Annotated in this window: 25 protein-coding genes; 18 read left to right on the top strand and 7 right to left on the bottom strand. The window is 73.0% G+C overall.

Features of this window, described 5'->3' with window-relative positions:
• Positions 1 to 24 precede the first annotated feature (24 nt).
• The 5 genes from ACQEVB_RS03950 (at position 25) to ACQEVB_RS03930 (ending at position 3886) form a co-directional block, all read left to right on the top strand.
• A complete protein-coding gene (locus ACQEVB_RS03950) occupies positions 25 to 531 on the top strand; it encodes a MarR family winged helix-turn-helix transcriptional regulator (protein ID WP_432965090.1) in 507 nt (168 codons plus the stop codon).
• A 10-nt stretch (positions 532 to 541) separates the two neighbouring features.
• On the top strand, positions 542 to 1141 hold the full coding sequence (locus tag ACQEVB_RS03945) for a hypothetical protein (protein ID WP_432965087.1): 600 nt from the start codon (positions 542 to 544) through the stop codon (positions 1139 to 1141).
• A gap of 29 nt (positions 1142 to 1170) precedes the next feature.
• Complete coding sequence (locus ACQEVB_RS03940) at positions 1171 to 1911, top strand: phosphoglyceromutase (RefSeq protein ID WP_432965084.1); 741 nt, start codon at positions 1171 to 1173, stop codon at positions 1909 to 1911.
• A gap of 122 nt (positions 1912 to 2033) precedes the next feature.
• The gene (locus tag ACQEVB_RS03935; protein WP_432965081.1) at positions 2034 to 3200 is read left to right on the top strand and encodes a sensor histidine kinase; all 1167 of its coding nucleotides are present in this window, start codon (positions 2034 to 2036) and stop codon (positions 3198 to 3200) included.
• Entirely contained in the window at positions 3197 to 3886 is a 690-nt protein-coding gene (locus ACQEVB_RS03930; RefSeq protein WP_432965078.1) for a response regulator, read from the top strand. The genes ACQEVB_RS03935 and ACQEVB_RS03930 overlap by 4 nt, the downstream gene beginning before the upstream one ends.
• A 53-nt stretch (positions 3887 to 3939) precedes the next feature.
• On the opposite strand, the gene ACQEVB_RS03925 is transcribed toward ACQEVB_RS03930, so the two are convergent.
• Entirely contained in the window at positions 3940 to 4851 is a 912-nt protein-coding gene (locus ACQEVB_RS03925; protein WP_432965075.1) for a hypothetical protein, read from the bottom strand.
• Positions 4852 to 5103: 252 nt separating this feature from the next.
• On the opposite strand from ACQEVB_RS03925, the gene ACQEVB_RS03920 reads away from it, so the two are divergent.
• From ACQEVB_RS03920 to ACQEVB_RS03895, 6 genes are all read left to right on the top strand, one after another.
• Positions 5104 to 6114, top strand: coding sequence for a hypothetical protein (locus ACQEVB_RS03920; RefSeq protein ID WP_432965072.1), 1011 nt, complete (start codon positions 5104 to 5106; stop codon positions 6112 to 6114).
• Entirely contained in the window at positions 6111 to 7214 is a 1104-nt protein-coding gene (locus ACQEVB_RS03915; RefSeq protein ID WP_432965069.1) for a hypothetical protein, read from the top strand. Before ACQEVB_RS03920 ends, ACQEVB_RS03915 begins: the two co-directional genes overlap by 4 nt.
• Positions 7211 to 8020 (top strand): sugar phosphate isomerase/epimerase family protein, encoded by an 810-nt coding sequence (locus ACQEVB_RS03910; RefSeq protein ID WP_432965066.1) that lies wholly within the window; start codon positions 7211 to 7213, stop codon positions 8018 to 8020. Before ACQEVB_RS03915 ends, ACQEVB_RS03910 begins: the two co-directional genes overlap by 4 nt.
• Positions 8021 to 8072: 52 nt before the next feature.
• Positions 8073 to 8891, top strand: coding sequence for a thioesterase family protein (locus ACQEVB_RS03905; RefSeq protein ID WP_432965063.1), 819 nt, complete (start codon positions 8073 to 8075; stop codon positions 8889 to 8891).
• A 103-nt stretch (positions 8892 to 8994) separates the two neighbouring features.
• On the top strand, positions 8995 to 9795 hold the full coding sequence (gene proC / locus ACQEVB_RS03900; RefSeq protein WP_432965060.1) for a pyrroline-5-carboxylate reductase: 801 nt from the start codon (positions 8995 to 8997) through the stop codon (positions 9793 to 9795).
• Between the two features lie 346 nt (positions 9796 to 10141).
• Positions 10142 to 10351, top strand: coding sequence for a helix-turn-helix domain-containing protein (locus tag ACQEVB_RS03895; RefSeq protein WP_432965057.1), 210 nt, complete (start codon positions 10142 to 10144; stop codon positions 10349 to 10351).
• Here the strand turns inward: ACQEVB_RS03895 and ACQEVB_RS03890 are convergent.
• Genes ACQEVB_RS03890 through ACQEVB_RS03880 form a run of 3 tightly spaced genes read right to left on the bottom strand, consistent with a single transcriptional unit; the run spans position 10333 to position 12889 of the window.
• Positions 10333 to 10536 (bottom strand): DUF397 domain-containing protein, encoded by a 204-nt coding sequence (locus ACQEVB_RS03890; protein ID WP_432965054.1) that lies wholly within the window; start codon positions 10534 to 10536, stop codon positions 10333 to 10335. The two genes, ACQEVB_RS03895 and ACQEVB_RS03890, sit on opposite strands and share 19 nt — an antisense overlap.
• Before the next feature lie 19 nt (positions 10537 to 10555).
• The gene (locus ACQEVB_RS03885) at positions 10556 to 11401 is read right to left on the bottom strand and encodes a helix-turn-helix domain-containing protein (RefSeq protein ID WP_432965051.1); all 846 of its coding nucleotides are present in this window, start codon (positions 11399 to 11401) and stop codon (positions 10556 to 10558) included.
• A gap of 21 nt (positions 11402 to 11422) precedes the next feature.
• On the bottom strand, positions 11423 to 12889 hold the full coding sequence (locus ACQEVB_RS03880) for an FAD-dependent oxidoreductase (protein WP_432965048.1): 1467 nt from the start codon (positions 12887 to 12889) through the stop codon (positions 11423 to 11425).
• Between the two features lie 48 nt (positions 12890 to 12937).
• Here ACQEVB_RS03880 and ACQEVB_RS03875 point away from each other — a divergent pair, with 48 nt between their 5' ends.
• From ACQEVB_RS03875 to ACQEVB_RS03860, 4 genes are all read left to right on the top strand, one after another.
• Positions 12938 to 13600 carry a TetR/AcrR family transcriptional regulator C-terminal domain-containing protein gene (locus tag ACQEVB_RS03875; RefSeq protein ID WP_432965045.1) on the top strand — a complete coding sequence of 221 codons (663 nt, stop codon included), beginning with the start codon at positions 12938 to 12940 and terminating at the stop codon, positions 13598 to 13600.
• A 100-nt stretch (positions 13601 to 13700) separates the two neighbouring features.
• Positions 13701 to 13802, top strand: a complete 102-nt coding sequence (locus tag ACQEVB_RS03870; protein ID WP_010241351.1) for a 30S ribosomal protein bS22 — start codon at positions 13701 to 13703, stop codon at positions 13800 to 13802.
• Positions 13803 to 13921: 119 nt separating this feature from the next.
• Positions 13922 to 15001, top strand: coding sequence for an NAD-dependent epimerase/dehydratase family protein (locus ACQEVB_RS03865; protein WP_432965038.1), 1080 nt, complete (start codon positions 13922 to 13924; stop codon positions 14999 to 15001).
• 101 nt (positions 15002 to 15102) lie between these two features.
• Entirely contained in the window at positions 15103 to 16122 is a 1020-nt protein-coding gene (locus ACQEVB_RS03860) for a lysophospholipid acyltransferase family protein (RefSeq protein WP_432965035.1), read from the top strand.
• A gap of 268 nt (positions 16123 to 16390) precedes the next feature.
• On the opposite strand, the gene ACQEVB_RS03855 is transcribed toward ACQEVB_RS03860, so the two are convergent.
• The 3 genes from ACQEVB_RS03855 to ACQEVB_RS03845 form a co-directional block, all read right to left on the bottom strand.
• Positions 16391 to 17293 carry an HAD family hydrolase gene (locus ACQEVB_RS03855; protein ID WP_432965032.1) on the bottom strand — a complete coding sequence of 301 codons (903 nt, stop codon included), beginning with the start codon at positions 17291 to 17293 and terminating at the stop codon, positions 16391 to 16393.
• A 122-nt stretch (positions 17294 to 17415) separates the two neighbouring features.
• On the bottom strand, positions 17416 to 18867 hold the full coding sequence (locus ACQEVB_RS03850) for a DUF5667 domain-containing protein (protein WP_432965029.1): 1452 nt from the start codon (positions 18865 to 18867) through the stop codon (positions 17416 to 17418).
• A gap of 199 nt (positions 18868 to 19066) precedes the next feature.
• Positions 19067 to 19690 carry a sigma-70 family RNA polymerase sigma factor gene (locus tag ACQEVB_RS03845; protein WP_432980119.1) on the bottom strand — a complete coding sequence of 208 codons (624 nt, stop codon included), beginning with the start codon at positions 19688 to 19690 and terminating at the stop codon, positions 19067 to 19069.
• Between the two features lie 629 nt (positions 19691 to 20319).
• Between ACQEVB_RS03845 and ACQEVB_RS03840 the strand changes: the two genes are divergently transcribed.
• The 3 genes from ACQEVB_RS03840 to ACQEVB_RS03830 all read left to right on the top strand — a co-directional run bounded on the left by ACQEVB_RS03840 (position 20320) and on the right by ACQEVB_RS03830 (position 23826).
• Entirely contained in the window at positions 20320 to 21882 is a 1563-nt protein-coding gene (locus ACQEVB_RS03840) for an AMP-binding protein (protein ID WP_432965026.1), read from the top strand.
• Positions 21879 to 22115 carry a glutaredoxin family protein gene (locus ACQEVB_RS03835; protein ID WP_432965023.1) on the top strand — a complete coding sequence of 79 codons (237 nt, stop codon included), beginning with the start codon at positions 21879 to 21881 and terminating at the stop codon, positions 22113 to 22115. The genes ACQEVB_RS03840 and ACQEVB_RS03835 overlap by 4 nt, the downstream gene beginning before the upstream one ends.
• Positions 22116 to 22275: 160 nt before the next feature.
• Positions 22276 to 23826 (top strand): molybdopterin-dependent oxidoreductase, encoded by a 1551-nt coding sequence (locus ACQEVB_RS03830; protein WP_432965020.1) that lies wholly within the window; start codon positions 22276 to 22278, stop codon positions 23824 to 23826.
• Positions 23827 to 23835: the final 9 nt, after the last annotated feature.

Here is a 23835-nt window from a genome sequence, read left to right as displayed (position 1 = left end):
GTTTGCGCAGTTAGGATCGTTGGAATGGACGACGGTGAGCCACGCTGGCTGAACGCGGAGGAGCGGGAGGCCTGGTTGACGTGGATCGCTGCCACGTCGCTCCTGGACGCCGCGCTCGACCGTCAGATGCAGCGCGACGCCGGTATGCCGATGGCGTACTACCAGATCCTGGTGATGCTGTCGGAGAACGCCGACCGCACCCTGCGCATGGGGGTGCTCGCGGAGCGCACGCAGAGCTCGCACAGCCGCATGTCGCACGCGGTCGCCCGGCTGGAGGAGCGCGGCTGGGTCCGCCGGCACACGTGCGACCACGACCGCCGACAGACCTTCGCCACACTCACCGACGAGGGCTTCGCGGTGCTCGCGGCGGCCGCGCCGGGGCACGTCGCCACGGTTCGCAAGTACCTCTTCGACCGGCTCACCCCGGAGCAGGTCGAGCAGCTCACCGCCATCACCGACCGGATCCGCACCGGCCTCACGTCCGAGTTCACCGACCCGACGGAACCCGCGCGGCAGCTCGGTCTGTCCTAGGCTGATCTTCGTGCGCTCCCCGCTGCTGGCGATCATCGGCGTCGTCGCGGGTCTGCTGCTCGCCGGTTGTTCGGGCACCGTCGCCGGCAGCCCGACGGCCGCGCCCGGCCCGCCGCCGACCACCGCTGCGCCGCCGCCGAGCCCGGCCCCGGGCATCCTGGGCACCCCGTACACCGACACCGGCGGCCGGTTCCGCATCACGCCGCCCGCCGACTGGCGGGTGGGCACCAGCTCCAACTCGGGGATCGCGGTGCTGTTCTCCCCGACGGCGCGGACCGGGCCGTTCACCCCGGGGATCTCGGTGTTCGTCGTGGACTCGGGACTCCCGCTCGCGGAGACGGTGGCCGGGGCCCGTTCCGAGCTGACCGGCCTCACGGCGTACACCTCGACGACCGACCAGCCGATCACGCTCACCGACGGCACCCCGGCGCACCTGCTCGGCGGCACCTACCGCGACGCCGCCCGCGGTCTGGACCTGCGCAACCTGCAGCTCTTCACCGTGCACGGCGGCAAGGCGTTCGCCGTCACCGCGACGACGGCGGCCGGTGACTGGGCCGAGTACGAGGCGCGGCTGAGTGCGGCAGTGGCATCGCTGACCTTCGCGTCGTGACCCGCGGTCGGGATGACAGAGTGGGCGCCATGTCGACCCTCGTGCTGCTGCGTCACGGCGAGAGCGTGTGGAACGCGGAGAACCTGTTCACGGGCTGGATGGACGTCCCGCTCTCCGAGACCGGCGAGCAGGAGGCGCGCCGCGGCGGCGAGCTGCTGCGCTCCGCCGGGCTGCTGCCCGACGTCGTCCACACCTCGCTGCTGCGCAGGGCGATCTCGACGGCGAACCTCGCCCTCGACGCCGCCGACCGGCACTGGATCCCCGTCCGTCGCGACTGGCGGCTCAACGAGCGGCACTACGGCGCGCTGCAGGGCAAGAACAAGAAGCAGACGCTGGAGGCGTTCGGCGAGGAGCAGTTCATGCTCTGGCGCCGCAGCTACGACGTCCCGCCTCCGCCCATCGAGCCCGGCAGCGAGTTCTCGCAGGACGCCGACCCGCGCTACGCCGGGCTGGGCGCCGACATGCCGGCCACCGAGTGCCTCGCGGACGTCGTGAAGCGGTTCCTCCCGTACTGGGAGGAGGCGATCGTGCCCGACCTGCGGGCCGGCAAGGTCGTCCTGATCGCCGCGCACGGCAACTCGCTGCGCGCGCTCGTCAAGCACCTCGACGGGATCTCCGACACCGACATCGCAGGGCTCAACATCCCGACGGGCATGCCCCTGCGCTACGAGCTGGACGACGCGCTGGCGCCCACGGTGCCCGGTGGCGAGTACCTCGACCCGGAGGCGGCGGCCACCGCGGCGGCCGCGGTCGCCGCACAGGGGCGCTGACACCCCTCCGGGTGAACGTGGCGTGAACGGCCGTCGAATACTGCCGCTCAGGGACGTCACCAGCATCACGACAGGCCGTCTGAGCTGGATCGATGACGGGTCCTGCTGCTTACGATGACGACATGACCGCACTGGTCGGCATCCTGCTCGCGGTGTGCGGGTTGGTGATCGGGTTCCTCATCGGTCGCCGGACCGCCCGCCGCGGCGCCGCCGCCCCGGCCCGCACGGCCGCCCCCGCTCCCCGCCCCACCATCGCGGACCTGCTGCAGCGGGTCTTCCACGCCACCGATCAGGGACTCGCCGTGCTGAGCAAGCACAGCGACGTCGTGCTGCACAACGCGCGCGCCGTCGAGCTCGGGCTCGTCGGCGACGGCCGCATCGACAGCCGCGCCGCCGCTGCGGCCGAGCGGGTCGAGCGCGACGGCAACCCGCTCGCCGTCGACCTCTCGCCGCTCGATCGGCGCGGCCGCCGCCCGTCCGCGGTGTTCGCGCAGGTCCGCCCGCTCGGTGACGGTTTCGCGGTCGTCGAGGCCGCCGACACGTCGGAGGCGGTGCGGCTGGAGAACACCCGTCGTGACTTCGTCGCCAACGTCAGCCACGAGCTGAAGACGCCCGTCGGTGCGATGGGCCTGCTCGCCGAGGCCGTGCTGGACGCGGCCGACGACCCGGACGAGGTGCGCCGCTTCGGCACCAAGATCCTCAACGAGTCGACGCGCATGGGCAACCTCGTCACCGAGCTGATCGCGCTCTCCCGGCTCACCGGCGCCGAACGGCTCCCCGAGATGCAGACGGTGGAGATCGACGAGGTCGTCAACGAGTCGCTGGCGCGCGCCAAGCTCTCCGCCGAGGCCGCCGGCATCGCGTTCACCGTCGACGAGCCGAGCGGGCTCGAGGTACAGGGCGACCTGCAGCTGCTGGTCACCGCGCTGTCGAACCTGCTGGAGAACGCCGTCGCGTACTCCCGCTCGGATGCGTCGGTGTCGGTCAGCCGGCGCCTCGTCGACGACTGGGTGGAGATCGCGGTCACCGACCGCGGCATCGGCATCGCCCCCGAGCACCAGCAGCGCGTGTTCGAGCGGTTCTTCCGCGTCGACCCGGCCCGGTCCCGCGCGACCGGCGGCACGGGCCTCGGGCTCGCGATCGTCAAGCACGTGCTGGCCAACCACGGTGGCGAGGTGCGGTTGTGGAGCCGCCCCGGCACCGGATCCACGTTCACGATGCGGCTCCCCGCCGCGGCCGCGCTCACCGTCGATCAGGCCGAACCGGCCGCCATCGGAGGGACGACATGACCAGGGTGCTCATCGTCGAGGACGAGGAGTCCTTCGCCGACCCGCTGGCCTTCCTGCTGCGCAAGGAAGGCTTCACGACCGCCGTCGCCACCACCGGGCAGGACGCCCTGGAGGAGTTCGACCGCAACGGCGCCGACATCGTGCTGCTCGACCTCATGCTCCCCGGCATGAGCGGCACCGACGTCTGCAAGGCGCTGCGCACGCGCTCGTCCGTCCCGGTGATCATGGTGACGGCCCGCGACAGCGAGATCGACAAGGTCGTCGGCCTGGAACTGGGCGCCGACGACTACGTCACCAAGCCGTACTCGGCGCGCGAGCTGATCGCCCGCGTGCGCGCCGTGCTGCGCCGCGGCGGCGAGGGCGCGGCCGAGGCCGACGGCTCACCCGGCGTGCTGGAGGCGGGGCCCGTCAGGATGGACGTGGAGCGGCACGTGGTGTCGGTGAACGGCGCCGACGTCCCGCTGCCGCTCAAGGAGTTCGACCTGCTGGAGTACCTGCTCCGCAACGTCGGCCGCGTCCTCACCCGCGGCCAGCTCATCGACCGCGTCTGGGGCGCCGACTACGTGGGCGACACCAAGACCCTCGACGTGCACGTCAAGCGCCTGCGCTCGAAGGTGGAGCAGGACCCCAGCACACCCAAGCACCTCGTCACGGTGCGGGGGCTGGGGTACAAGTTCGAGAGCTGAGGTCGGGGGCGGCGCGGTCGTGCGTTGATCAAGGGCAAAATGTCGCCAGTCGATCACGCGGAACGACGTTTTGCCCTTGATCGACGACCCACCGCTGCGGCCACCTGAGCCAGCAATCGCGCCGGGTCGCCGTACGTGTCGGCGTCCGTCGCGTAGAACATCGTCCAGCCGAGGTTCTGGAACCAGTTGTGCCGCCGGCGGTCGGAGCGTCGACGATCCGGGCCGTCGTGCACCTCGCCGTCGTGCTCCAGGCCCACCATCGCCTCCTCCCAGGCGAGGTCGATCCACCGGCGGGCGCGTCCGTCGGTGACGAGGTGCTGGACCGTCGGCGGGGGCAGCTTCGCGTCGTGGCAGAGCAGCCGCAGCCGCGACTCGGGCGGCGACTCCGGCCCTTCGCACGCCAGCGGGACGAGCTCGCGCGCCTGCCGCACTCCGCGCAGGCCGGCGTGCCGGCTCACCTCACTGGCGAGCGACTCCTGCGTGCAGACGCCAGCGGCCAGCGCCGCATCGAGCACGGGTAGCGCGTCGAGGCGGGGGAGTGTTCGCGCGAGGTCGACGGCGGTGCGTTCGGCGGTGGTGGCGACGATGCCGCAGCGCAGCCGGGTGAGGTCGTCGTCGCCGAGGGCGAGCTGGTGCGGCCACAGTCCGGCGCGGTGCAGGAGCGGAGCCGAACCTGGGACGGCGACGTGCGTGACGGGATCGAGCAGGACGCCGAAGCCGTGCAGTTCCGCCGCCGTGTGCAGGCACGCGGGCACCTCCCGGCCCAGCGACAGCCCGGCCGCGGACGTGCGGAGGCGGGCGTTGGGTTCGGCGCGGGCGAGCCGGTGGCTGCCGGAGAAGACCTGGACCCAGTGACCTCCGGCGAGCCGTGCCCTGACCTCGCCGGGTGAGTAGCAGAGCAGAGCCTGTGCAGTGCTGAAGGCCCCGTGCTGGGCCGCGGCCAACTGGCGGAGGGGTGATCGCATGGGCCCAGCGTGGGTCGCGCAAAGCGAGTTCGGTGGGAGTGTTGCGGACCTGTGGACAACCCAGCACCGATGTGGACAACCAGCAGGACGCGCCGGCGAGATCGGCGGCCGTGTGCTAGTTGCGGTGATCAAGGGCGAAATGTCGCTGTTCAAGATCGCGTAACGACATTTTGCCCTTGATCACCGCAAACCCCCTGCCCCGGTGTGCTTTCTCTCGCTGCCCCCGGGCCTCCCCCCGAGTACTGTTCCCCCGTGCGGCTGGGCGTGCTCGACGTGGGCTCCAACACCGTCCACCTGCTCGTGGTGGACGCGCTGCGCGGCGGCCACCCGACCCCGATGACCTCCGAGAAGAGTGAGCTGCGGCTGGCCGAGCACCTGGACCGGTCGGGGGCGCTGACCACCGCCGGGGCGGATGCGTTGATCGGGGCCGTGGAGCGGGCGCGGGACGCGGCCGCGGCGGCCGGGTGCGCGGACCTCCTCGCCTTCGCCACCTCCGCCCTGCGCGACGCCACGAACTCGGCCGCCGTGCTGACGCGCGTCCGCGCCGAGACGGGCATCTCCCTGCAGGTCCTCCCGGGCGACGACGAGGCGCGCTACACGTTCCTCGCGGTGCGCCGCTGGTACGGCTGGTCGGCGGGGCAGCTGCTGGTCCTCGACATCGGCGGCGGCTCGTTGGAGCTCGCGACGGGGGTCGACGAGCACCCGGCCGCCGCGGCGTCCCTGCCGCTCGGCGCCGGCCGGCTGACCCGCGAGTGGTTCTCGGCCGACCCGCCGGGCCGCAAGGAGATCGACGCGCTGCGCGCCCACCTCGACGAGCAGCTGGCCCCGGTCGCCCGGCGGTTGCGCCGCCGCGGTGTACCGGATCTGGCCGTGGGCACGTCGAAGACGTTCCGGTCGTTGGCGCGGCTCACGGGTGCGGCGCCGTCGGCTGCCGGCCTGCGGGTGCGCCGCACCTTGAGCGACACCGGCCTGCGCCAGCTGGCCTCCTTCATCACCCGCATGTCCTCGACCGACCTGGCGGAACTCGAGGGCGTGAGCGGGAGCCGGGCGCACCAGCTGGTCGCCGGCGCGCTCGTCGCGGAGTCCGCGATGCGGGCGTTGGGCGTGAGCGAGCTCGAGATCTGCCCGTGGGCGTTGCGCGAAGGGGTGATCCTGCGCAGGCTCGATCTGCTCGATGGGACGGCCCAGAGCGACCGCTCGGCGCACGACGCCCCAAGTGCTCTTGGCCCCTTGACGGAAAACCAGGCACGGTGTAGCGGATGACTTCCGAGACCGATCACCCCCGCCAGCGCACGGTCGCTGAGCTGCTTGCCGCCCACGGCGGCGACAGCGCAGCGACCGGCCGTCGCCGCCGGCGGCGGGCCGCCGACGGTCCCGACGACGTCGAGTCCTACGACGGCGGCTACGCCCCGAGCGCCCCCAGTGCCCCGAGTCCGCCGAGCCGCCCGCCGTACGACTACGCGCCGCCCGCCGCGCCGGACCGCCGCATCCTCCGCGAGCCCGTCCCGCAGGACGACCCGCCGTACCGCGCGCCCGAGCCGCACCGCCCGTCGGCGTACCAGAGGCCCCCCGATATCCCGACCGACCGGATGCCGCGCATCCCGGAGCGGACTCCGCAGCGGTTCGCGGAGCCCCCGCCGCCGCCGATGGCCCCGCCGTCCCGCCCGCAGCGCCCTCCGATGGCCGAGGCACCGCCGCGCCCGATGAACGGTGCGCCCGCCGCTGCCGAGCCGTGGCAGCGTGCCCGCGCTGACCAGCGCCCCGACGACGGCGGCCCGCCCACGCAGGCCGGCAAGCCCCTCGACCTCGACGACGACTACGACGACGAGTACGAGGACGACTACCGCGACGACTACCGCGACCGCAACGACGACTACGACGCGGACTACGACGACGAGAGCGACGAGTACGACGACGAGTACGACGAGGACGACGGCTACGACGACGATCCTCGCCGTGCCCGCGGAGTCGCCGGTCTCCGCGGCGGTCGCGCCGATGTCGACGACGATCGCGACGACGACCTCGACGAGTACGAGGACGAGTTCGACGACGAGGCCGACGAGCGCCCGGCGCGCCGGCGGCAGCGTGACGACGAGCCCGTGGCCGCGCAGTCGTGGGGCGCGATCGTCGCGCAGTGGATCATCGGCGCCATCGCCGGTGCGCTGCTGTGGGTGGCGTTCCGTTTCCTCTGGCGCGACCTGCTGGTGGTCGCGATCTTCGCGTCGATCCTGGTCACGGCCGGGTTGGTGCTCGGTGTCCGGCATCTGCTGCGCACCACCGACACCCGCACCACGGCGTTGGCCGTCGGCGTCGGGTTGCTGCTGACCGTGTCGCCGGTGGTCCTCATCCTGCTGGGGAAGTGAACGGGCCGCCGGTCGCGTTGTCCTCGGCTTCGGTCTACCCGGAGCCGGTAGCGGCTGCGTTCGAGCTGGCGGCCGAGCTGGGCTACGACGGTGTCGAGCTGATGGTGTGGGCCGACCGGCCGAGCCAGGACGTGGCCGCCGTCGAGCGGCTGTCCCGCACCTACGGGGTGCCGGTGCTGGCGGTGCACGCGCCGTGCCTGGTCGTGACGCAGCGGGTGTGGGGTGCCGACCCGGTGGTGCGGCTGCGGCGGTCGGTGCAGGCGGCGTCGATCCTCGGCGCGCGCACGGTCGTGCTGCATCCGCCGTTCCGCTGGCAGCGGCAGTACGCCTCGCTGTTCGCGGACGAGGTCGCCGCCGCGGACGCCGACTCCGGCGTGGCGGTGGCCGTCGAGAACATGTTCCCGGTCGTCCGTGGCCGGGTCCGCACCGTGCCGTACGAGCCGGGCTTCGATCCGACCGAGGTCGGGCACGAGCACTACACGCTGGACTTGTCGCACACGGCTGCGGCCGGCCAGGACGCGTTGGCGCTGCTCGACCGCATGGGCGACGGGCTCGCCCACGTCCACCTGGCGGACGGCAGCGGTGGCCCGCGTGACGAGCACCTGCCGCCCGGACGCGGCGGCCAGCCCTGCGCGGAGGTGTGCGCGCGGCTGGTCGAGCGTGGCTTCGCCGGCGTCGTCGTGCTGGAGGTGAGCACGCGCCGCTGCCGCACCCGCTACGAGCGGGCGACCATGCTGGCGGAGTCCCTGCTCTTCGCGCGCCTGCACCTGCAGCCGACCGCCGACGGCGCCCCGGTCGTCGTGTGAGATCCGCCCCCGGTGGCAGCACCGGCCGTCCGGCGGGTGATAGACCTCGCTGATGGGATCACCACCGACGGCCCCGCCGTTCAGCGGCGCGATCGACGTCGAACCGGTCGGCGCCGGACGCTTCCGGGCCGAGCTGGGCACGCGTTGGACGGTGGGTCCCAAGGCCCACGGCGGCCTGCTCATGGTGCTGATGGCGAAGGCCGCGCTGGCCCGGTTGGCCGACGAGGCGCCGGGAGCGGCGCCGGATCCGCTGGTCGTGGCCGCCGACTTCCTCCGCGCGCCCGACCCCGGCCCCGTCGATCTGGAGACGGACGTCGTCAAGCTCGGGCGCACCGTGTCCGTGGCGGCCGTGCGGATGGCGCAGGACGGCCGGACCATGCTGACGGCGTCCGTCACCGCCGGCCGGCTGCCCGACGCGGAGCCGGACTGGGCGGAGCTGCCGGACCTGCCCGCCGAGCCGCCGCCGGACGCCCTCGCGCCGAACAACGACCGCGCGTCGAAGGGCATCGCCTCCTCGTGCGAGCTGCGGTACGTGCGCTCGACGATGGCGTTCATCCGCGGGGAGGCCGGACCGCCGATCGTCCAGGGCTGGGTGCGCCCCCTCGGCGAGGAGCCGGACGTGCTGTTCGCGCTGCTCGCAGGCGACATCCTGCCGCCGCCGCTGTTCAACCTGCTGGGCCGGTTCGGCTGGTCGCCCACCGTGCAGCTGACGGCGTTGCTGCGCGCCCGCCCGGCGCCGGGCTGGCTGCGGCTGGACTCGCGGTCGGCGACCGTCGGCGGCGAACGGTTCGACAACGACGTCACGGTCGTCGACTCGGCCGGCCGCCTCGTCTGCCAGGCCCGACAGTTCGCCCTGGCTCCCCGGGGGTAGTCGTCGAGAACGAACTTGTGGTGATCAACAGGCCCTGTTGATCACCACAAGTTCGTTCTCGACGCGTTGCCGGCGTGGAGACTGCGCGCAGTACCGTCGTCGCATGACACGGATCGCGGTGGTCGGCGCGGGGAAGATCGGGGAGGCGTTGCTGGCGGGCCTGCTCGGCGCCGGGCACGCCCCGGCCGAGCTGGTGTTCACCGAGCGCTACCCGGAGCGGGCGCAGGAGCTGTCGGCCCGGCTCGGCGTGGAGGCCGTCGACGTCGCCACGGCGGGAGCGACGGCCGACATCGTCGTGGTCGCGGTGAAGCCGCAGGACATCGACCCCGTGCTCGCCGAGCTGGGCCCCGCCCTGCGCCCGGAGACGCTCGTGGTGTCCCTCTGCGCCGGCCTCCCGACGGCGCTCTACGAGGCGGCGCTGCCGGCCGGAACCCCCGTCGTGCGGGTCATGCCGAACACCCCGATGCTGGTCGGCGAGGCGATGAGTGCCATCTCCGCGGGCACCCACGCCACCGACGAGCAACTGGCCACCGTGGAGAAGCTGCTCGGCGCCGTCGGACGGGTGGTGCGCGTGCCGGAGTCGCAGCAGGACGCCGTCACCGCGCTCTCCGGCTCCGGCCCCGCCTACTTCTTCTACCTGGTCGAAGCCATGATCGACGCGGGCATCCTGCTGGGACTGCCGCGCGCGGTGGCGGCCGACCTGATCGTCCAGTCGGCGTTCGGCGCGGCCCGCATGCTGCGCGAGTCCGACGACCACCCCGTCATCCTGCGCGAGGCCGTGACCTCTCCCGCGGGTACCACGATCGCGGCCATCCGCGAGCTGGAACGACACGGCGTGCGCGCCGCACTCATCGCCGCGATCGAGGCCGCCCGCGACCGTTCGGTCGAGCTCGGCAAGCACTAGTGCTCCGTGAGGGACGGTCGGCACCCTTCTCGGCGGCCCAGCCGCCCGCCGGCGGCGTTGCCGGCCCGTTCGAGTACGCCAGGTACGAGTCACGGACCGGCGCCTTGCCGGCGAACGCCTGGATCCACCGATAAGGGCACCAACCATCCCTCACGAAGCACTAGAACCCACGGCCGAACGATCAGGGGCCCGATCGGACTACCCGTCTCACCCTGACGCGCGCCTTGACTCCTCCGCCGAGTGGAGTGGCCGCTCGTGGTCGTCACACGGGCCCCGCTAGACTCACCTGGCACGCCCGCACCCGGTCGAGCGACCGGGCTCGGTGAGACCCGAAAGCGGTGACCGGATGGCGTCCGAGCAGCCCGAGATCCACCTCGCCCAGGTGCAGTTCCTCACGGTGGCCGAGGTCGCGGCGATGATGCGTGTGTCCAAGATGACCGTCTACCGGCTGGTGCACTCCGGGGAGCTCCCCGCGGCCAGGGTCGGACGGTCGTTCCGCGTTCCGCGCAACGCGGTCGAGGACTACCTGCGCAGCGCCTACTTCGACGCCGGGTAGTCCCCCGCGCGCACCCCCGCCACCAGCGCAGCCCAGGCGGCGCGGGAGTAGACGTGCGGGCTGCGGGTGCGGTCCTTCGTGTCGCGCACCGCCACGGCGTCGGGGAGCGGGGCCACCTCGACACAACCGTTGCCGTTGCCGCCGCTGAAGGTGCTGGTGCGCCAGGCGAGTCCTTCGACGTCCATGGCGTGGTCCTCCGAACTCCTACATCGCCGCGGCGATCTCCCGCAGCAGCTCCAGCGTCGCCGCCGGGGTGAGCGCCATCGTACGCAGCTGGTCGAACTTCAACCTGGCCAGCAGGACGTCGTCGGCGCGCTCCAGGAAGTTGGCGCCAAGCGAGTGCTCGACGTAGGCGAGGTCGGGCTCGCCGAGGTTGCCGAAGCTGAGTACGGCGAACCCCGAGGACAGCGACGCGTGCGGCGCGGTGTGGGCGGGCACCACCTGCAGAGTGACCGAAGCCAGCTCGGACGCCGCGATCAGGTGTGCGATCTGCGCTCGCATCATCGCTGGATCTCCGAACGGCGTGCGCAGAGCGTTCTCGCTGGTGATGGCCACCAGGCGCAGTGGATGCTCGTGGTCGGTGAGGCGCCGTTGGCGGAGCACGCGGACCTTGACGCTGGTCGTCACCCTGGCCGGGGTGCGTTCGATCACCTCGGACAAGAACATCGCTCGGGCGTAATCCGCGGTCTGCAGGAGCCCAGGGACGTAGTTCGGTGCCCAGTCCTGGACCTGGTCGGCGTCCGCCTCGTAGCCCACGTAGCCGTAGTCGCCCAGTGCCAGGTACCCGGCGTACCAGGGCTTCTCCTTGGCGTCCCGGGTGAGCTGAAGGGTCTCGTCCCACCGGTCGCCGCCGATGTCGTAGAGGTCGAGCATGCTCTTGACGGTGTGGATGTCGACACCCTGGTCGGCGTTCTCGATGCGGCTGAGCTTGCTGGTGGAGAACTCCAGCCCGATCGCGGCGGCCTCGATGGTGAGGCCCGCGTTCTCGCGCATGCGGCGCAGCCGCCGGCCGAGCTGACGCTGCCGTCCGTTGCCCTTCCGGTGCGGCACGTGCCCTCCCCCTGCGACCGATCAGTGACCCATCGTGACACGGGACGCCGGGAAGTGGGTTCCCACCTCGCTCCGCCACCAGCTCAGCGCCGTCCCCAGCGACGCGCGGTCGCCACGCGCCCACGCCACGACGCCGTCGGGCCGGATAAGGAGCGGATCGGTGTTCGTCACCGGGATGACGTCGACCAGCTCGGTCGCGCAGGCGGCGAGCGCCCGCATCGGCGGCGTGAGCAGCAGCAACCAGTGTCCGGACAGCGCGTGCTCGTGCAGCCGGGACACCGCGCCGCCGTCGTCGACGAGTTCGAGGTCCGCGCAGTACCGTCCGGCCGGGTCCTCGGCCGGGTAGGGGAGGTCGTAGCGCAGGTTCACCGCCGACAGCAGCTCGGTGAAGTACCGGTTCGCGGCCGGGATGTCCATCAGTTCCGCGATGATCTCCCGCAGCGCGTCGACGTGGACACCGGGCGCCAGCAGCGCCGACTGCGCCATGGCGTTGCGCAGCACCGCCGCCCCGGCCGGGTGCCGCTCCCGCGTGTACGTGTCGAGCAGGCCTTCCGGCGCGTCGCCGCGCACGACGGCGGCCAGCTTCCAGCCCAGGTTCGTCGCGTCCAGCAGCCCGAGGTTGAGCCCCTGTCCGCCGCTCGGTGAGTGGACGTGGGCGGCGTCGCCTGCCAGCAGGACCCGGCCCCGGCGATAGGTGTCGGCCTGGCCGGCGTGGTCGCTGAACCGGCGGGCGTCGTGCAGGTCGTCGACGACGACGTCGGCGCCGGTGACCCGACGGATGGCCGCGGCCAGCTCCGCTCTGGTCACCGGCCCGTCGGCGGCGGCGGCAGCGGGCTCGATGACACCGGCCATGTCGCCGCGGTGCAGGAACGTGCCGGCGGCGTAGCGTCCCGACGGCGGGACGTCACCGACGAACCGCGTCCTCGCGGCGATGGTGCGCAGCAGCGCGGGGCTGCCGGGGAAGCCGAACCCGGCGAGTGTGCGGACCGTGCTGCGGCCGCCGTCGCAACCGACAACGTACGGCGCGCGCAGCTCCCCGTCCGCCGTCCTGACGGTGACTCCGTCCGCGTCGGGTTCGATCCCGACGACGTCGTGACCGTGCAGGATCCGCACGCCGAGCTGCAGGGCGTGCTCGGTGAGCAGGCGTTCCAGCTCCGGCTGCCAGATGTTGGTGCCGTGGCGTTCCGGGTCCGGGACGAGCTTGTGGATGTTCGCGAAGTGGCCGAGCGTGCTGCCGTGGTCGCGCGCGAGGTCCTGCGTGCCCCGACGATGCACGTCGGCCAGCTGCGGGCCGAGCCCGCGGCGGGTCAACGCCTCGGTGGCGAGGACGCCGATGCCGCGGGCCCTGGTGTCCTGGGACGGGGTGTCCCGTCGCTCCAGGATCACGGCTCGTGCCCCGGCGAGGTGCAGCTCGGCGGCGAGCAGCAGCCCGACCGGTCCGGCCCCCACGACGATGACGTCGCTGTCCATACCCTGCCTCCTTAACAAGTTAAGCGCTAGGCTGCCCTTAACTTGTTAAAGCGTCAAGGAGGCGGCATGCCCATCGAGGTTCGGGACGCGGTGCGCGTCGCGCTGGAGCTGCTGGACGCGGAGGGCCTCGACAAGCTCACCGTGCGCCGCCTCGCTGCGGAGCTCGGCGTGCAGGCGCCCGCGCTGTACTGGCACTTCAGCAACAAGCGCGCGCTGCTCGACCGCATGACCGACGCGATGGTGGCACCGGTCGTGGCCGGGCTGCCGCCCGCCGGCGGCTCATGGCTGAGCTGGCTGGAGAACGCCGCGACCGCCCTGCACGCCGCGCTGCTCGACCACCGTGACGGCGCGCGGGTGGCGATCGGCGCTGATCTCACGGTCGCGTTCGCGCTGGGTGAGTTCGCCGAACGTGTGGTCGAGGTCCTCCACGGCGCGGGTTTCCCCCTCACCGATGCCACCCGGGCCGCCGGCGTGCTGGTGCACTTCGTGCTCGGCCGTGCCGTCGAGGACCAGGGCCGGCCCAGCCCCGCCGCGGAAGCCGCGGCGATCGAGACGATCCCGTTCCCGCTGATGGCCCGCGGCCTCCGCGAGCGGCACGCCGCGGGTGCCACCGTGTCCGACGACTTCGGCTACGCCCTCGCCATCCTGCTGGCGGGGCTGCGGGCCACCAGCCCTGCTGGTCACCGCAACGACGCGGCCCCGGACGGACAGGCGGGAACCTGCCGGTAGGATGGGCAGCCGGTCGTCGTCCCGTCGTGCGCGCGTTCGCGCGTCCACGGGCGGGGCACCTTTCCGCAGTCGTACCGCAAGCAGATCGAGAAGGTCACGCATGGGTTCCGTCATCAAGAAGCGCCGCAAGCGGATGTCGAAGAAGAAGCACCGCAAGCTCCTCCGCAAGACCCGCGTGCAGCGTCGCAAGCTCGGCAAGTAAGCCGCCTGCGCCCCGGGGTGCGTCCGGTCACTCATCGCGTGCAACGAGTGACCGGGGGTCGCCCCGGGGACTAGCATCGGGCACCCGTCGCATCCTCTTCCGATTCGCAGGGGTGGTCCGTGCCCCCATCCGTCGTGCTCGTCACCGGGGTGAGCCGATTCCTCGGCGGCCATCTGGCTGCTCGGCTCGCCGCCAACCCCGACATCGACCGCGTGCTCGGCGTCGACACCGTTCCGCCGTCACGTGACCTGCTCCGTCGCATGGGACGCGCCGAGTTCGTGCGCGCCGACATCCGCAACCCGCTCATCTCGAAGATCATCTCCAGGGCTTCGGTCGACACCGTCGTCCACTCCGCGTTGATGGCCAACCCCGCCAGCTCGGGCGGCCGCACCGCGATGAAGGAGATGAACGTCATCGGCACGATGCAGCTGCTCGCCGCGTGCCAGAAGGCCACGTCGGTGCGGCGCATGGTGCTGCGTTCCACCACGGCCGTGTACGGGTCGAGCCCGCGCGACCCCGCGCTCTTCGACGAGTCGATGACGCCGAAGGACCTGCCGTCCGGCGGTTACGCCAAGGACGCCGTCGAGATCGAGGGCTACCTGCGCGGCTTCGCCCGGCGCCGGCCCGACGTCTCCGTCACGGTGCTGCGGTTCGCCAACTTCATCGGCCCGCACATCGACACCGTGTTCACCCGCTACTTCGCGCTGCCCGTCGTGCCCACCATCCTCGGCTACGACGCGCGCGTGCAGCTCGTGCACGAGGAGGACGCGCTGGCCGTCCTGGAGCGCGCCACCAGCGAGGAGATCCCCGGCGCGTTCAACGTGGCCGCTGACGGCGTGCTCATGCTGTCGCAGGCCATCCGCCGTGCCGGCCGGCTCCCGCTGCCCGTGCCGGGGCTCGCGGTCGGCCCGGTCAGCAAGCTGTTCCGCGGCGCCCGCATCGTCGACTTCTCACCAGAGCAGATGCGCCTGCTGAACTTCGGCCGCGTCGTCGACACCACCCGGCTGCGCCGCCAGTTCGGCTTCACCCCGCGCTGGACCACCACCCAGGCGTTCGACGACTTCGTCAGCGGCTCCGCCCTGCGTCCCGTCATCCCGCCGGACCGCGTGGAGGCGCTCGAACGGCTCGTCCTCGAACGCGGGATCACCGTCGGCCGGCAGGTCGACCGCCTCCTGACCGCAGTGGGGGGTCAGCGATGACCCCGGAACATCCGGCCGTGCAGCGACGCCGCCGCAACGTCGCCGCCAGCCGGGCCCGGGCGCGGGCCACGGACCATTCCAGCTCACGTGGAGGATCCGACGTGACCGACACGGAGACGCGAGCCCGCGTCATCCCGCTGCACGCCGACGACTCGGGCAGCCGCACCCGCTGGCGGCTCGGCGGCCCAGGACCGACCGTCCGCCGCCCCGAGGCGTCGGCACCGCTGCCCGAGGAACCCGTCCGGCTGCACGAGGAGCCGTCGCCGGAGCCGGAACCGGCCGCGTGGGAGGAGACCCTGGCGTCCGCGCTGGAGTTCCTGCGCCGGCGCCTGGAGGGCGAGTACGCGGTCGACGAGTTCGGCTTCGACGTCGACCTCACCGACAACGTCCTCCTGCCCCTGCTGCGGCCGCTGTACCGCAGCTGGTTCCGCGTCGAGACGATCGGCATGCACCACGTCCCCGACGTCGGCGGCGCCCTCGTCGTGGCGAACCACTCCGGCACGCTGCCCGTCGACTCGCTCATGACGGCCGTCGCCCTGCACGACGACCACCCCGCGCAGCGCCACCTGCGCATGCTGGGCGCCGACCTGATGTTCCGGCTGCCCGGCGTCGGCGTGCTCGCGCGCAAGGGCGGCAGCACGCTCGCCTGCACGCCCGACGCGGAGCGGCTGATGCGCAGCGGCGAGCTCGTCGGCGTGTGGCCGGAGGGCTTCAAGGGCATCGGCAAGCCGTTCCGCGACCGGTACAAGCTGCAGCGGTTCGGCCGCGGCGGCTTCGTCTCCGCGGCGCTGCGCACCCGCGTGCCGATCATCCCGGCGTCCATCGTGGGCGCGGAGGAGATCTACCCGAAGATCGGCGACATCAAGCCCCTCGCGCGGCTGCTCGGAGCCCCGTACTTCCCGGTCACGCCCACGTTCCCGCTGCTCGGGCCGCTCGGGGCGGTCCCGCTGCCGTCCAAGTGGTACATCGAGTTCGGCGAGCCGATCCGCACCGACACCATCGACCCCGCCGAGGCCGACGACCCCATGACGGTCTTCAACCTCACCGACCAGGTGCGCGAGACCATCCAGCACACCCTCTACCGGCTGCTCGCGCAGCGCCGGAACGTGTTCCTCGGTTAGCTCTTGCGCGCCCTCGACGGGGAACCGGCGGCGCGAGTGCGAGACGTACGCGCCCCGAACCGGCCGCCTGGCCCGGCGAGTCGCGGTTCCGGCGCGCGCGAGTCGTAGCTCTCGCGACGGTGAGATGGGGATCCCGGGAGGCCTGGCCGCGTGACCGGAATCCGCATCTCGGTGTCATGACTTCCGCGACTCGCCCACGCCGGAACCACGACTCGCGGGTACCGGAGCCACGACTCGCGGGCGCCGGAACCGCGGCGCGGCGGGCCCGTCAGCGCTTGCGGTACGCGTACCCGACGGCCACGGCGCCGGCGATGGCGCCGGCGCCGAGCAGGGAGGGGACGCCGATGCGGGCGGCCTTGCGGCCCGTGCGGAAGTCGCGGATCTGCCAGCCCCGGTCCTTGGCGATGTCGCGCAGCTCCGAGTCGGGGTTGACGGCGACCGCGGTGCCGACGGCGGAGAGCATCGGCACGTCGTTGACCGAGTCGGAGTACGCGCTGCACCGGCGCAGGTCCAGCCCCTCCCGTACGGCCAGCGCGCGGACGGCGTGCGCCTTCGCCGGCCCGTGCAGGATCTCGCCGACGAGCCGCCCGGTGTAGACGCCGTCGACGCTCTCCGCGACGGTGCCGAGCGCCCCGGTGAGGCCGAGCCGGCGCGCGATGATGAGCGCCAGCTCGACGGGGGTGGCGGTGACCAGCCAGACGCGCTGGCCCGCGTCGAGGTGCATCTGGGCGAGGGCGCGGGTGCCGGCCCAGATCCGGTCGGACATGAGCTCGTCGTAGATCTCCTCGCCGAGCGAGACGATCTCGTCGACGTTGCGGCCGGCGACGAACGACAGCGCGGTGTCGCGGTGGCCGGCGACGTCGGTCTCGCGGCCGCCGACCCGGAACTTGACCTGCTCCCACGCGAAGCCGAGCAGGTCGGACGTGGTGAAGAACTTGCGCGCCGCCAGGCCGCGGGCGAAGTGGAAGATCGACGCGCCCATCATCATCGTGTTGTCGACATCGAAGAACGCAGCGGCGGTGAGGTCGGCCTGCGGCGCCTCGGCCGGACCCTGCTCGGCGACGTCACTGGTGGCGACAGCGGCGGCTGCAGACGCCTCGCCCGCGATGCGTGACCGCTCCGTGCCCTCGGGCTCGCCGGCAGCGCCGGCGAGTGGTTCTGCTTCAGCCACGCGTGCGGCCCCTCCGACCTGATGCTCCTGAGATGTCCAGCGTAGTCCGAACGGCCGCTCGAACAGTCGAGGCCGCCGCGGTGGAACCGCGACGGCCTCAACTGGCGGGCTGGTCCGTGTGCTCAGCCGATGGTGATGCCCCGGCCACCCGGCAGCAGCGGCGGCAGGTTGATCGGGGGCAGCAGCGGCAGGGGCAGCGGCACGTTGATCGACGCCGACGTGGTGGGCGCGGCGCTGGACGTGCCGTCCGTGGCGTCGTCGTCGTCGCTGCTGGCCGACGGGGACGAGCTGCCGTCGAGGAGGCCGGGCAGCAGCCCCTTGGGGCCGCTGGTGGGCCCGCCGCTCGTGCCGGAACCCGAGCCACCGCTGCGGGACGGTTGCGTCGACGGCTTGCTGTCGTCGTCGCCGGCCGACGGGTCGCAGTCGGTGGTGGCCGGGATCGGCCCCACGTCGTCCGTGTGCCCGGAGGTGACGTCCTCGCAGGACGCCCGGTCCTCGAGCTCGGCGGCGCGCTGGCGCAGCTTGTCGAGCAGCTCGATGGAGTGGTCGACCTCGGTCTGCGCCGAGACCGGCAGGCCCGACCGCAGCGTGGACAGGCGGCTCACCTGCTCGGCCGCCCAGGCCTGCAGGTCGGCGAGCCGCGCCGGATCGTGGGCCTCGTCCTCGGTGAGGATCAGCGTGGATCCCTCGCCGGTGGCCGAGTCGAAGTCCAGGATCGCGTCCGACAGCAGCGCCGGGTCGGCCTGCGTGGTGCGCTTGTGGTCGACGAGCTGCTCGACCTCGTTGAGCCGGGTGCTCGCCAGCTGGAGGTGACGGGTGGCGCGCGCGGCGTCGTCGAAGGTCAGTGCAGTGCCGGCCGACTCCGCGACCCGCTTCACGCCGTAGAGCGTGTCGCCGGGCAGGGCGTCGCGGCTGGCGAACATGCCGCCGCCCGCGACGGCGACGAGCGCGAGCAGCGCGAAGGACGCGGTGACGGCGATGCGGCGCAACGGGCTGCGGCTGCGACGGCCGGGACGGGCCGACCCGGCCAGCCTGGCGGGCCGGCTCGGCATCGTGTGCCGCCCCACGCGGCGGCCGCTGCGCGAGCGCACGGCGCCGTGGGCGGAGGAGCTGCGCTCCTCGACCTCGGGCTCGTCGTGGTCGTCGTACGAATCGTCCTCGTACGAGTCGTCGTAGGAATCGTCGTAGTCGTACGACTCGTCCTCGAACGCCGGCTCCTCGATGGGCGCGATCCGGGAGGTGATCTCCGCGGGCGCCTCCTCCTGGTCACGCAGTGCGTCCGACCGGTTACGGGGGGTAGGTGCGAGGCGGCTGTCGGAGATCGGTAAGGTCATCTCCATGGCCGTCGGCGCGAGCTCTCCCGCCCCGTTCTCGGCGGCGAGTGCCGCCAGCACCCGAGCCCGCGAACGCGCCTTGGCATCGGGAGACGGCGCGTAGGCCGACCCCGAGGCACGCAGCATCGCCACGATCTCGAGTTCATGAGCGAGCTCGGCGTCGGCGTGGTACCCGGGGGATCGCCCCTGTTCCAGCGCCGCGGCGAACCGCTCTGCGTCGTTGCCCCGTCCGGCGGGCATGTTGGCCGTCCTCACTGCAGTCCTGCGCTCTTCGGAGCGCCTGCGTGCTGTCGCCGCGGGCGTCCGAACCTTGTTCGTCCACCCGCACAACGAACCTCGGCCGCGCAGGTTACGGCCCGGGGACCGTTCACCGCATCGAGTCGTTCATTCGTCGCTCCTGTAACAACCAGAGCAACCGAGTCGATATTGGGAGATCCCCTCATCGCAACCCCTCCGGGAGGAGCTGGGCGAGGCGGCGCACCGCTCGGTGCTGCAGCGCCTTCACCGCCCCTTCGTTGCGATCCATGATCTGCGCGGTCTCGGCGACGGAGAGTCCCTGGAGGAACCGCAGCTGGATGCACTCCTGCTGGTCCGGGTTGAGCTTGCGGACGCACCGCAGCAGCTCCTCGTTCGTCGCCCCGTCGAGCACCTGCTGCTCGGGACCGTTCGTGCTGGGCGACAGGTCGACGATGTCGCTCGTCGCCTGCTCCAGCCGGTAGCGGCTGGACTTGACGTGGTCGAAGATCAGGTTGCGGGCGATCGTGATGAACCACGCGCCGATGTCGCGGCCCATGTAGCTGACCGAGCTGATCCGGCGCAGCCCGCGGACGAACGTCTCCGAGGTGATGTCCTCGGCGAGGGTGCGGTCGCCGACCCGGAACAGCACGAAGCGGAAGACGACGTCGTAGTACCGGTCGAACAGCTCGCCGAAGGCGGCCATGTCGCCGTCCTGCGCCGCCTTGACGAGCGTCCAGCCGCCGGTCGACTCGTCGTCGGGCTCGCTGGGCTGGTCGCCGCCGTGGTCGAGGGAGTCGACCGGCAGGTTCGGCTGCGGGAACGTCACCGTCGACTCGACGGGGTGCTCGTACGCGGCGGCGTCGGGTCGGGGAACTCCCGCGCCGGGGTGTCCGTTGGTGGGGTAGGCGGTGCGGGGCCGGGGGAGCGCGGGGCCACCGGGGAGCGCCTGCCGGGCCGAGCCGATCGAGCCCTGGGGCGGCCCGACCGGTGCTGCGGTCGTCGGTGTCATCGGTACCTCCCCACCCGCCGGGGAACGGGTGGTGTCGGTGCTGGCATCGGGACGGAGAAGCCGGTGCGGTCGCATCGGACGAGTCATGACTCCGGGCTGGTTTCGCGTGGGTGCTGGACACCTCGCCGAGGGTCGGCTCGCGGTGCTCTGCACAGAGGCTGCATGCCACTCCCTCGGGTGAGTAAGTGCGACGTCCCGGAGCGTCGTCGCGTCGATCTGTCTGTAGCGGCGGAGCATACGGGCGGGGTGGTGTCGGAAGGCACGCGGTTGCGCCCCGACGCGCATCGGTTCCGGTGAGCGGCCGACTACGCGCGGTCAACGTAACGAATTGGGCGTGTCGGCGTGTCGCATGCCGCCCGCCGACGGGCTCCGCAGGGCCCGTCGGTCGTGAAAGACTCGGACGCATCCGAGTGCCGGACGCCATCGCAGACGACCACTGGAGCCCCGTGGACAGCACGCCACCGACCCTCGCCGACGGCCGTCCCGTGCGGATCGCCGATCTTGTGACGGCTGCGGCCGGCCGGACCCCCGACCAGCCCGCGATCATCGACGTGACCAGCGGAAACACCCTCACCTGGGCGGCACTGGACCGGGCCGTGGACGGCGAGGCGGCCCGGTTGCGCGCAGCCGGGGCCGCACCCGGCGAACGGGTCGTGGTCCGGCTGCCCGGCGGTGCCGGCTTCTGCGTGGCGGTGCTGGGTGCGCTGCGGGCCGGCGCAGTGGCCGTTCCGTACGGCCCGGTGGCCGTCCGGCGCGAGCTCGACATCGTCTTCGCGGACTGTCGGCCACGGGTCGTGGTGGCTGCGGAGGGTGACGACGCGGCTGTGGGGAGTGCTGACGCGGTGGGCGCGACGGTGCTCGGCCCGCCCCCGTCCGACGCGCCGAGCGGTCCGCCTGCGGAGCCCGGCGACACCCCCGCCGGCGACCCCGAGGACATCGCCCTCCTGATCTACACGTCGGGCACCACCGGCACCCCGCGCGGCGTGTGCCTCTCCCACCGCGCGGTGCTCGCCAACCGGGCCCAGGCGGCGGCCCTGCGGCCTGCTCCCGTGGCGCCCGTGGATCGGGTGCTGCTCACGATGCCGCTCTTCCACGTGCTCGGCTTCGCCGCCGGGGTGCTGCAGGCGTGCTGGGCGGGCGCCACCGTCGTGCTGGCCGACAACGCCGACGCCGAGACGGTCGTCGACGTGCTCGGCCGCGAGCGGATCAGCGCGCTGGGCGGCGTCCCGTCGATGTACCGGGCGCTGCTCGACCTGCCCGGCGAGCGGCTGCGCGCGGCGACGGCCGGGCTGCGCGTCTGCACGTCCGGCGGCGCGCCCCTGCCTGGGGAGTGGCTGGCGGCGTTCCACGACGCCACCGGGCACTGGATCGTCGAGGGGTACGGGCTCACCGAGGCCGGCCCGGTCGTGGCCACCAACGCGTTCGACCGGCCGCCGAAGCCGGGCTCGGTCGGCAGGGTGCTGCCGGGTGTGGAGCTGCGGCTCGTCGACGTCGACGGGCAGCCGCTCGACGCCGGTGCCGAGGACGACGACTGGGACGACGACCCCGCCGACGACACCGGCCTGGTCGCCGTCCGCGGACCCAACCTCTTCTCCGGCTACTGGCCCGACCGCGCCGGCGGACCCGACGCCGACGGCTGGTTCCGCACCGCCGACGTCGGCTTCCTCGACGCGGACGGCGACCTGCACCTGGTCGACCGCTCGTCGGACGTGGTGATCGTGAGCGGGTTCAACGTCTTCCCGCACGAGGTGGAGCAGGTGCTCGCCGAGCTCGACGGCGTGTCGGAGGCCGCCGTCGTCGGGGCGCCGGACGAGCGGCTGGGCGAGGTCGTGAAGGCCGTCGTGGTGCGCGAACCAGGCACCGACCTGGACGAGGCGACCGTGCGCGCGCACTGCGCCGCGCGGCTGGCGCGGTTCAAGGTGCCGGCGGTCATCGAGTTCGTGGACGCGCTGCCGCGCACGCCCACGGGAAAGGTCGCGCGGCGCGTCCTCGCCGGGGGGAACGCGTGAGCCGGGTCGTCGTCTACACCCGCGTCGGGTGCGGCCTGTGCGTCACGGCCGAGCAGGACGTCGCGCGGATCTGCGGCGAGCTCGGCGTCGGCTGGTCGGCGGTCGACGTCGACACCGACCCGGAGCTGCGCGCGGAGTACGGAGACCGCGTCCCGGTGATCGAGGTCGACGGCAAGGAGCACGGCTTCTGGCGGGTGGAGGAGCCGCGGTTGCGGGCGGCGCTGGCGGGGTGAGGCGGCAGGCGAGGTTGGCGTTGATCATGGGCAAAACGTTGCTCGTGGAGATCGACTGACGACGTCTTGCCCATGATCAACCCCACCTCATCGGCCGGCGTCACCGACCGGTAAGGGTTCCGTGCACCCGGGCACGCTCGCGGCGGTCGAAGATGTGGGTGTGAGCACCACAGCGGCCCGTCCGGTGTCGACCCCGCCGCTCTCGCGCCCGGTGGCGGCCCTGGTCGGCGTGCTGGCCGTGGCCGCAGCAGTGGGCGCAGGCCAGCTGGTCGCGGGGTTGCTCGGGCCGGGCTCGGCGCCGTTCGTCGCCGTTGCGGACGCCGTGATCCGCTTGTCGCCGCAGTGGTTGACGGAGTTCGGGAAGTCGCTGGGCCCGGAGCGGGACAAGCTGGTCCTGCAGCTGGGCGTGGCCGTGGTGCTGCTCGCGCTGGCCGTGACGGCCGGGCTGCTGTCCCGGACCGCGCCCCGCCGCGGCGTGCGCGTCGTGATCGGGCTCGGGCTGGTCGGGCTCGCCGCCGTCCTCTTCGCGCCGACGTTCGCGCCGCTGGACCTGGCCGCGCCGCTGGCGGCGCTCGGGGCCGGCGTCGGGGTGTTCCACTGGCTGCACGGTCTCGCGCGCCGCGTCGACGAGCCCGCCGCGGACGGGCCGTCGCGGCGCACCGTGCTGGTCGGCGCGGCCGGTGGGGTCGGGCTCGCGGCGGTGGCAGGCGGCGTCGGCGGCTGGGCGCTGGGCCGTGGGGTGGTGGACTCACGCGCGCAGGTCACCGCCATGCTGCGGGCCGCGCGGACCGCGACCCTGCCGCCGCTTCCCCCGCGGGCCGACTTCGGCACGCCCACGTTCCACACGTCGAACGCCGACTTCTACCGGATCGACGTGGCGCTGCGGGTGCCGTCGATGCAGGCGGCGGACTGGTCGCTGCGCCTGCACGGCATGGTCGACCGGGAGCTGACGCTGACCTTCGCCGACCTGATGGCCCGCCCGCTCGTCGAACGCGACGTCACGCTGACCTGCGTCTCGAACCCGGTCGGCGGCGACCTGATCTCGACGGCGCGGTTCGTCGGCGTCGAGCTGCGGCCGCTGCTGCTGGAGGCGGGCATCCGGCCCGGCGCCGACCAGTTGTTCAGCCGCAGCGTCGACGGCTGGTACACCGGCACCCCGCTGGACGTGCTGCTCGAACCCGACCGGGGTGCGCTGCTGGCCGTCGGCATGAACGGGGAGGCGCTGCCGCCGGAGCACGGGTTCCCGGTGCGGATGGTCGTCCCGGGCCTGTACGGGTACGTGTCGGCGACGAAGTGGGTGGTCGACCTCGAGGCCACCACGTTCGCCGCGCGGCAGGCGTACTGGCTCGAGCGCGGGTGGGCCGAGCGCGGGCCGATCAAGACGGAGTGCCGGATCGACGTGCCGCGCGGGTTCGCCCCGGTGCCGCCCGGCCGCGTCACGTTCGCGGGGGTCGCGTGGGCGCAGCACACCGGTATCAGCCGCGTCGAGCTGCGTGTCGACGACGGGCCGTGGCAGGACGCCGAGCTGTCCACCGAGGTGAGCCGGGACGCGTGGCGGATGTGGCGCACGACCGTCGACGTGGCGCCCGGCGCGCACCAGGCCGAGGTGCGGGCGACGGACGCGCACGGCGTCGTCCAGACGCAGGTGCGCGCCGACCCGGTCCCGGACGGGGCGTCGGGCTGGCCGGCGTTCTCGTTCACCGCAGGCTGACGCACCCCA

The sequence above is a fragment of the Pseudonocardia sp. CA-107938 genome, from assembly GCF_050936315.1.
Classification (GTDB): Bacteria; Actinomycetota; Actinomycetes; order Mycobacteriales; family Pseudonocardiaceae; genus Pseudonocardia.
Note: the sequence above shows the minus strand (reverse complement) of the source record. Positions and strands in the feature narration are given on the sequence as shown.

Excerpts from the sequence above, each read along its gene's own strand:
- ACQEVB_RS03950 (WP_432965090.1), top strand. The coding sequence starts at position 25 with ATGGACGACGGTGAGCCACGCTGGCTGAACGCGGAGGAGCGGGAGGCC.
- ACQEVB_RS03940 (WP_432965084.1), top strand. The coding sequence starts at position 1,171 with ATGTCGACCCTCGTGCTGCTGCGTCACGGCGAGAGCGTGTGGAACGCG.
- ACQEVB_RS03935 (WP_432965081.1), top strand. The coding sequence starts at position 2,034 with ATGACCGCACTGGTCGGCATCCTGCTCGCGGTGTGCGGGTTGGTGATC.
- ACQEVB_RS03930 (WP_432965078.1), top strand. The coding sequence starts at position 3,197 with ATGACCAGGGTGCTCATCGTCGAGGACGAGGAGTCCTTCGCCGACCCG.
- ACQEVB_RS03925 (WP_432965075.1), bottom strand. The coding sequence starts at position 4,851 with ATGCGATCACCCCTCCGCCAGTTGGCCGCGGCCCAGCACGGGGCCTTC.
- ACQEVB_RS03915 (WP_432965069.1), top strand. The coding sequence starts at position 6,111 with ATGACTTCCGAGACCGATCACCCCCGCCAGCGCACGGTCGCTGAGCTG.
- ACQEVB_RS03905 (WP_432965063.1), top strand. The coding sequence starts at position 8,073 with ATGGGATCACCACCGACGGCCCCGCCGTTCAGCGGCGCGATCGACGTC.
- proC (WP_432965060.1), top strand. The coding sequence starts at position 8,995 with ATGACACGGATCGCGGTGGTCGGCGCGGGGAAGATCGGGGAGGCGTTG.
- ACQEVB_RS03895 (WP_432965057.1), top strand. The coding sequence starts at position 10,142 with ATGGCGTCCGAGCAGCCCGAGATCCACCTCGCCCAGGTGCAGTTCCTC.
- ACQEVB_RS03890 (WP_432965054.1), bottom strand. The coding sequence starts at position 10,536 with ATGGACGTCGAAGGACTCGCCTGGCGCACCAGCACCTTCAGCGGCGGC.
- ACQEVB_RS03875 (WP_432965045.1), top strand. The coding sequence starts at position 12,938 with ATGCCCATCGAGGTTCGGGACGCGGTGCGCGTCGCGCTGGAGCTGCTG.
- ACQEVB_RS03870 (WP_010241351.1), top strand. The coding sequence starts at position 13,701 with ATGGGTTCCGTCATCAAGAAGCGCCGCAAGCGGATGTCGAAGAAGAAG.
- ACQEVB_RS03850 (WP_432965029.1), bottom strand. The coding sequence starts at position 18,867 with ATGCCCGCCGGACGGGGCAACGACGCAGAGCGGTTCGCCGCGGCGCTG.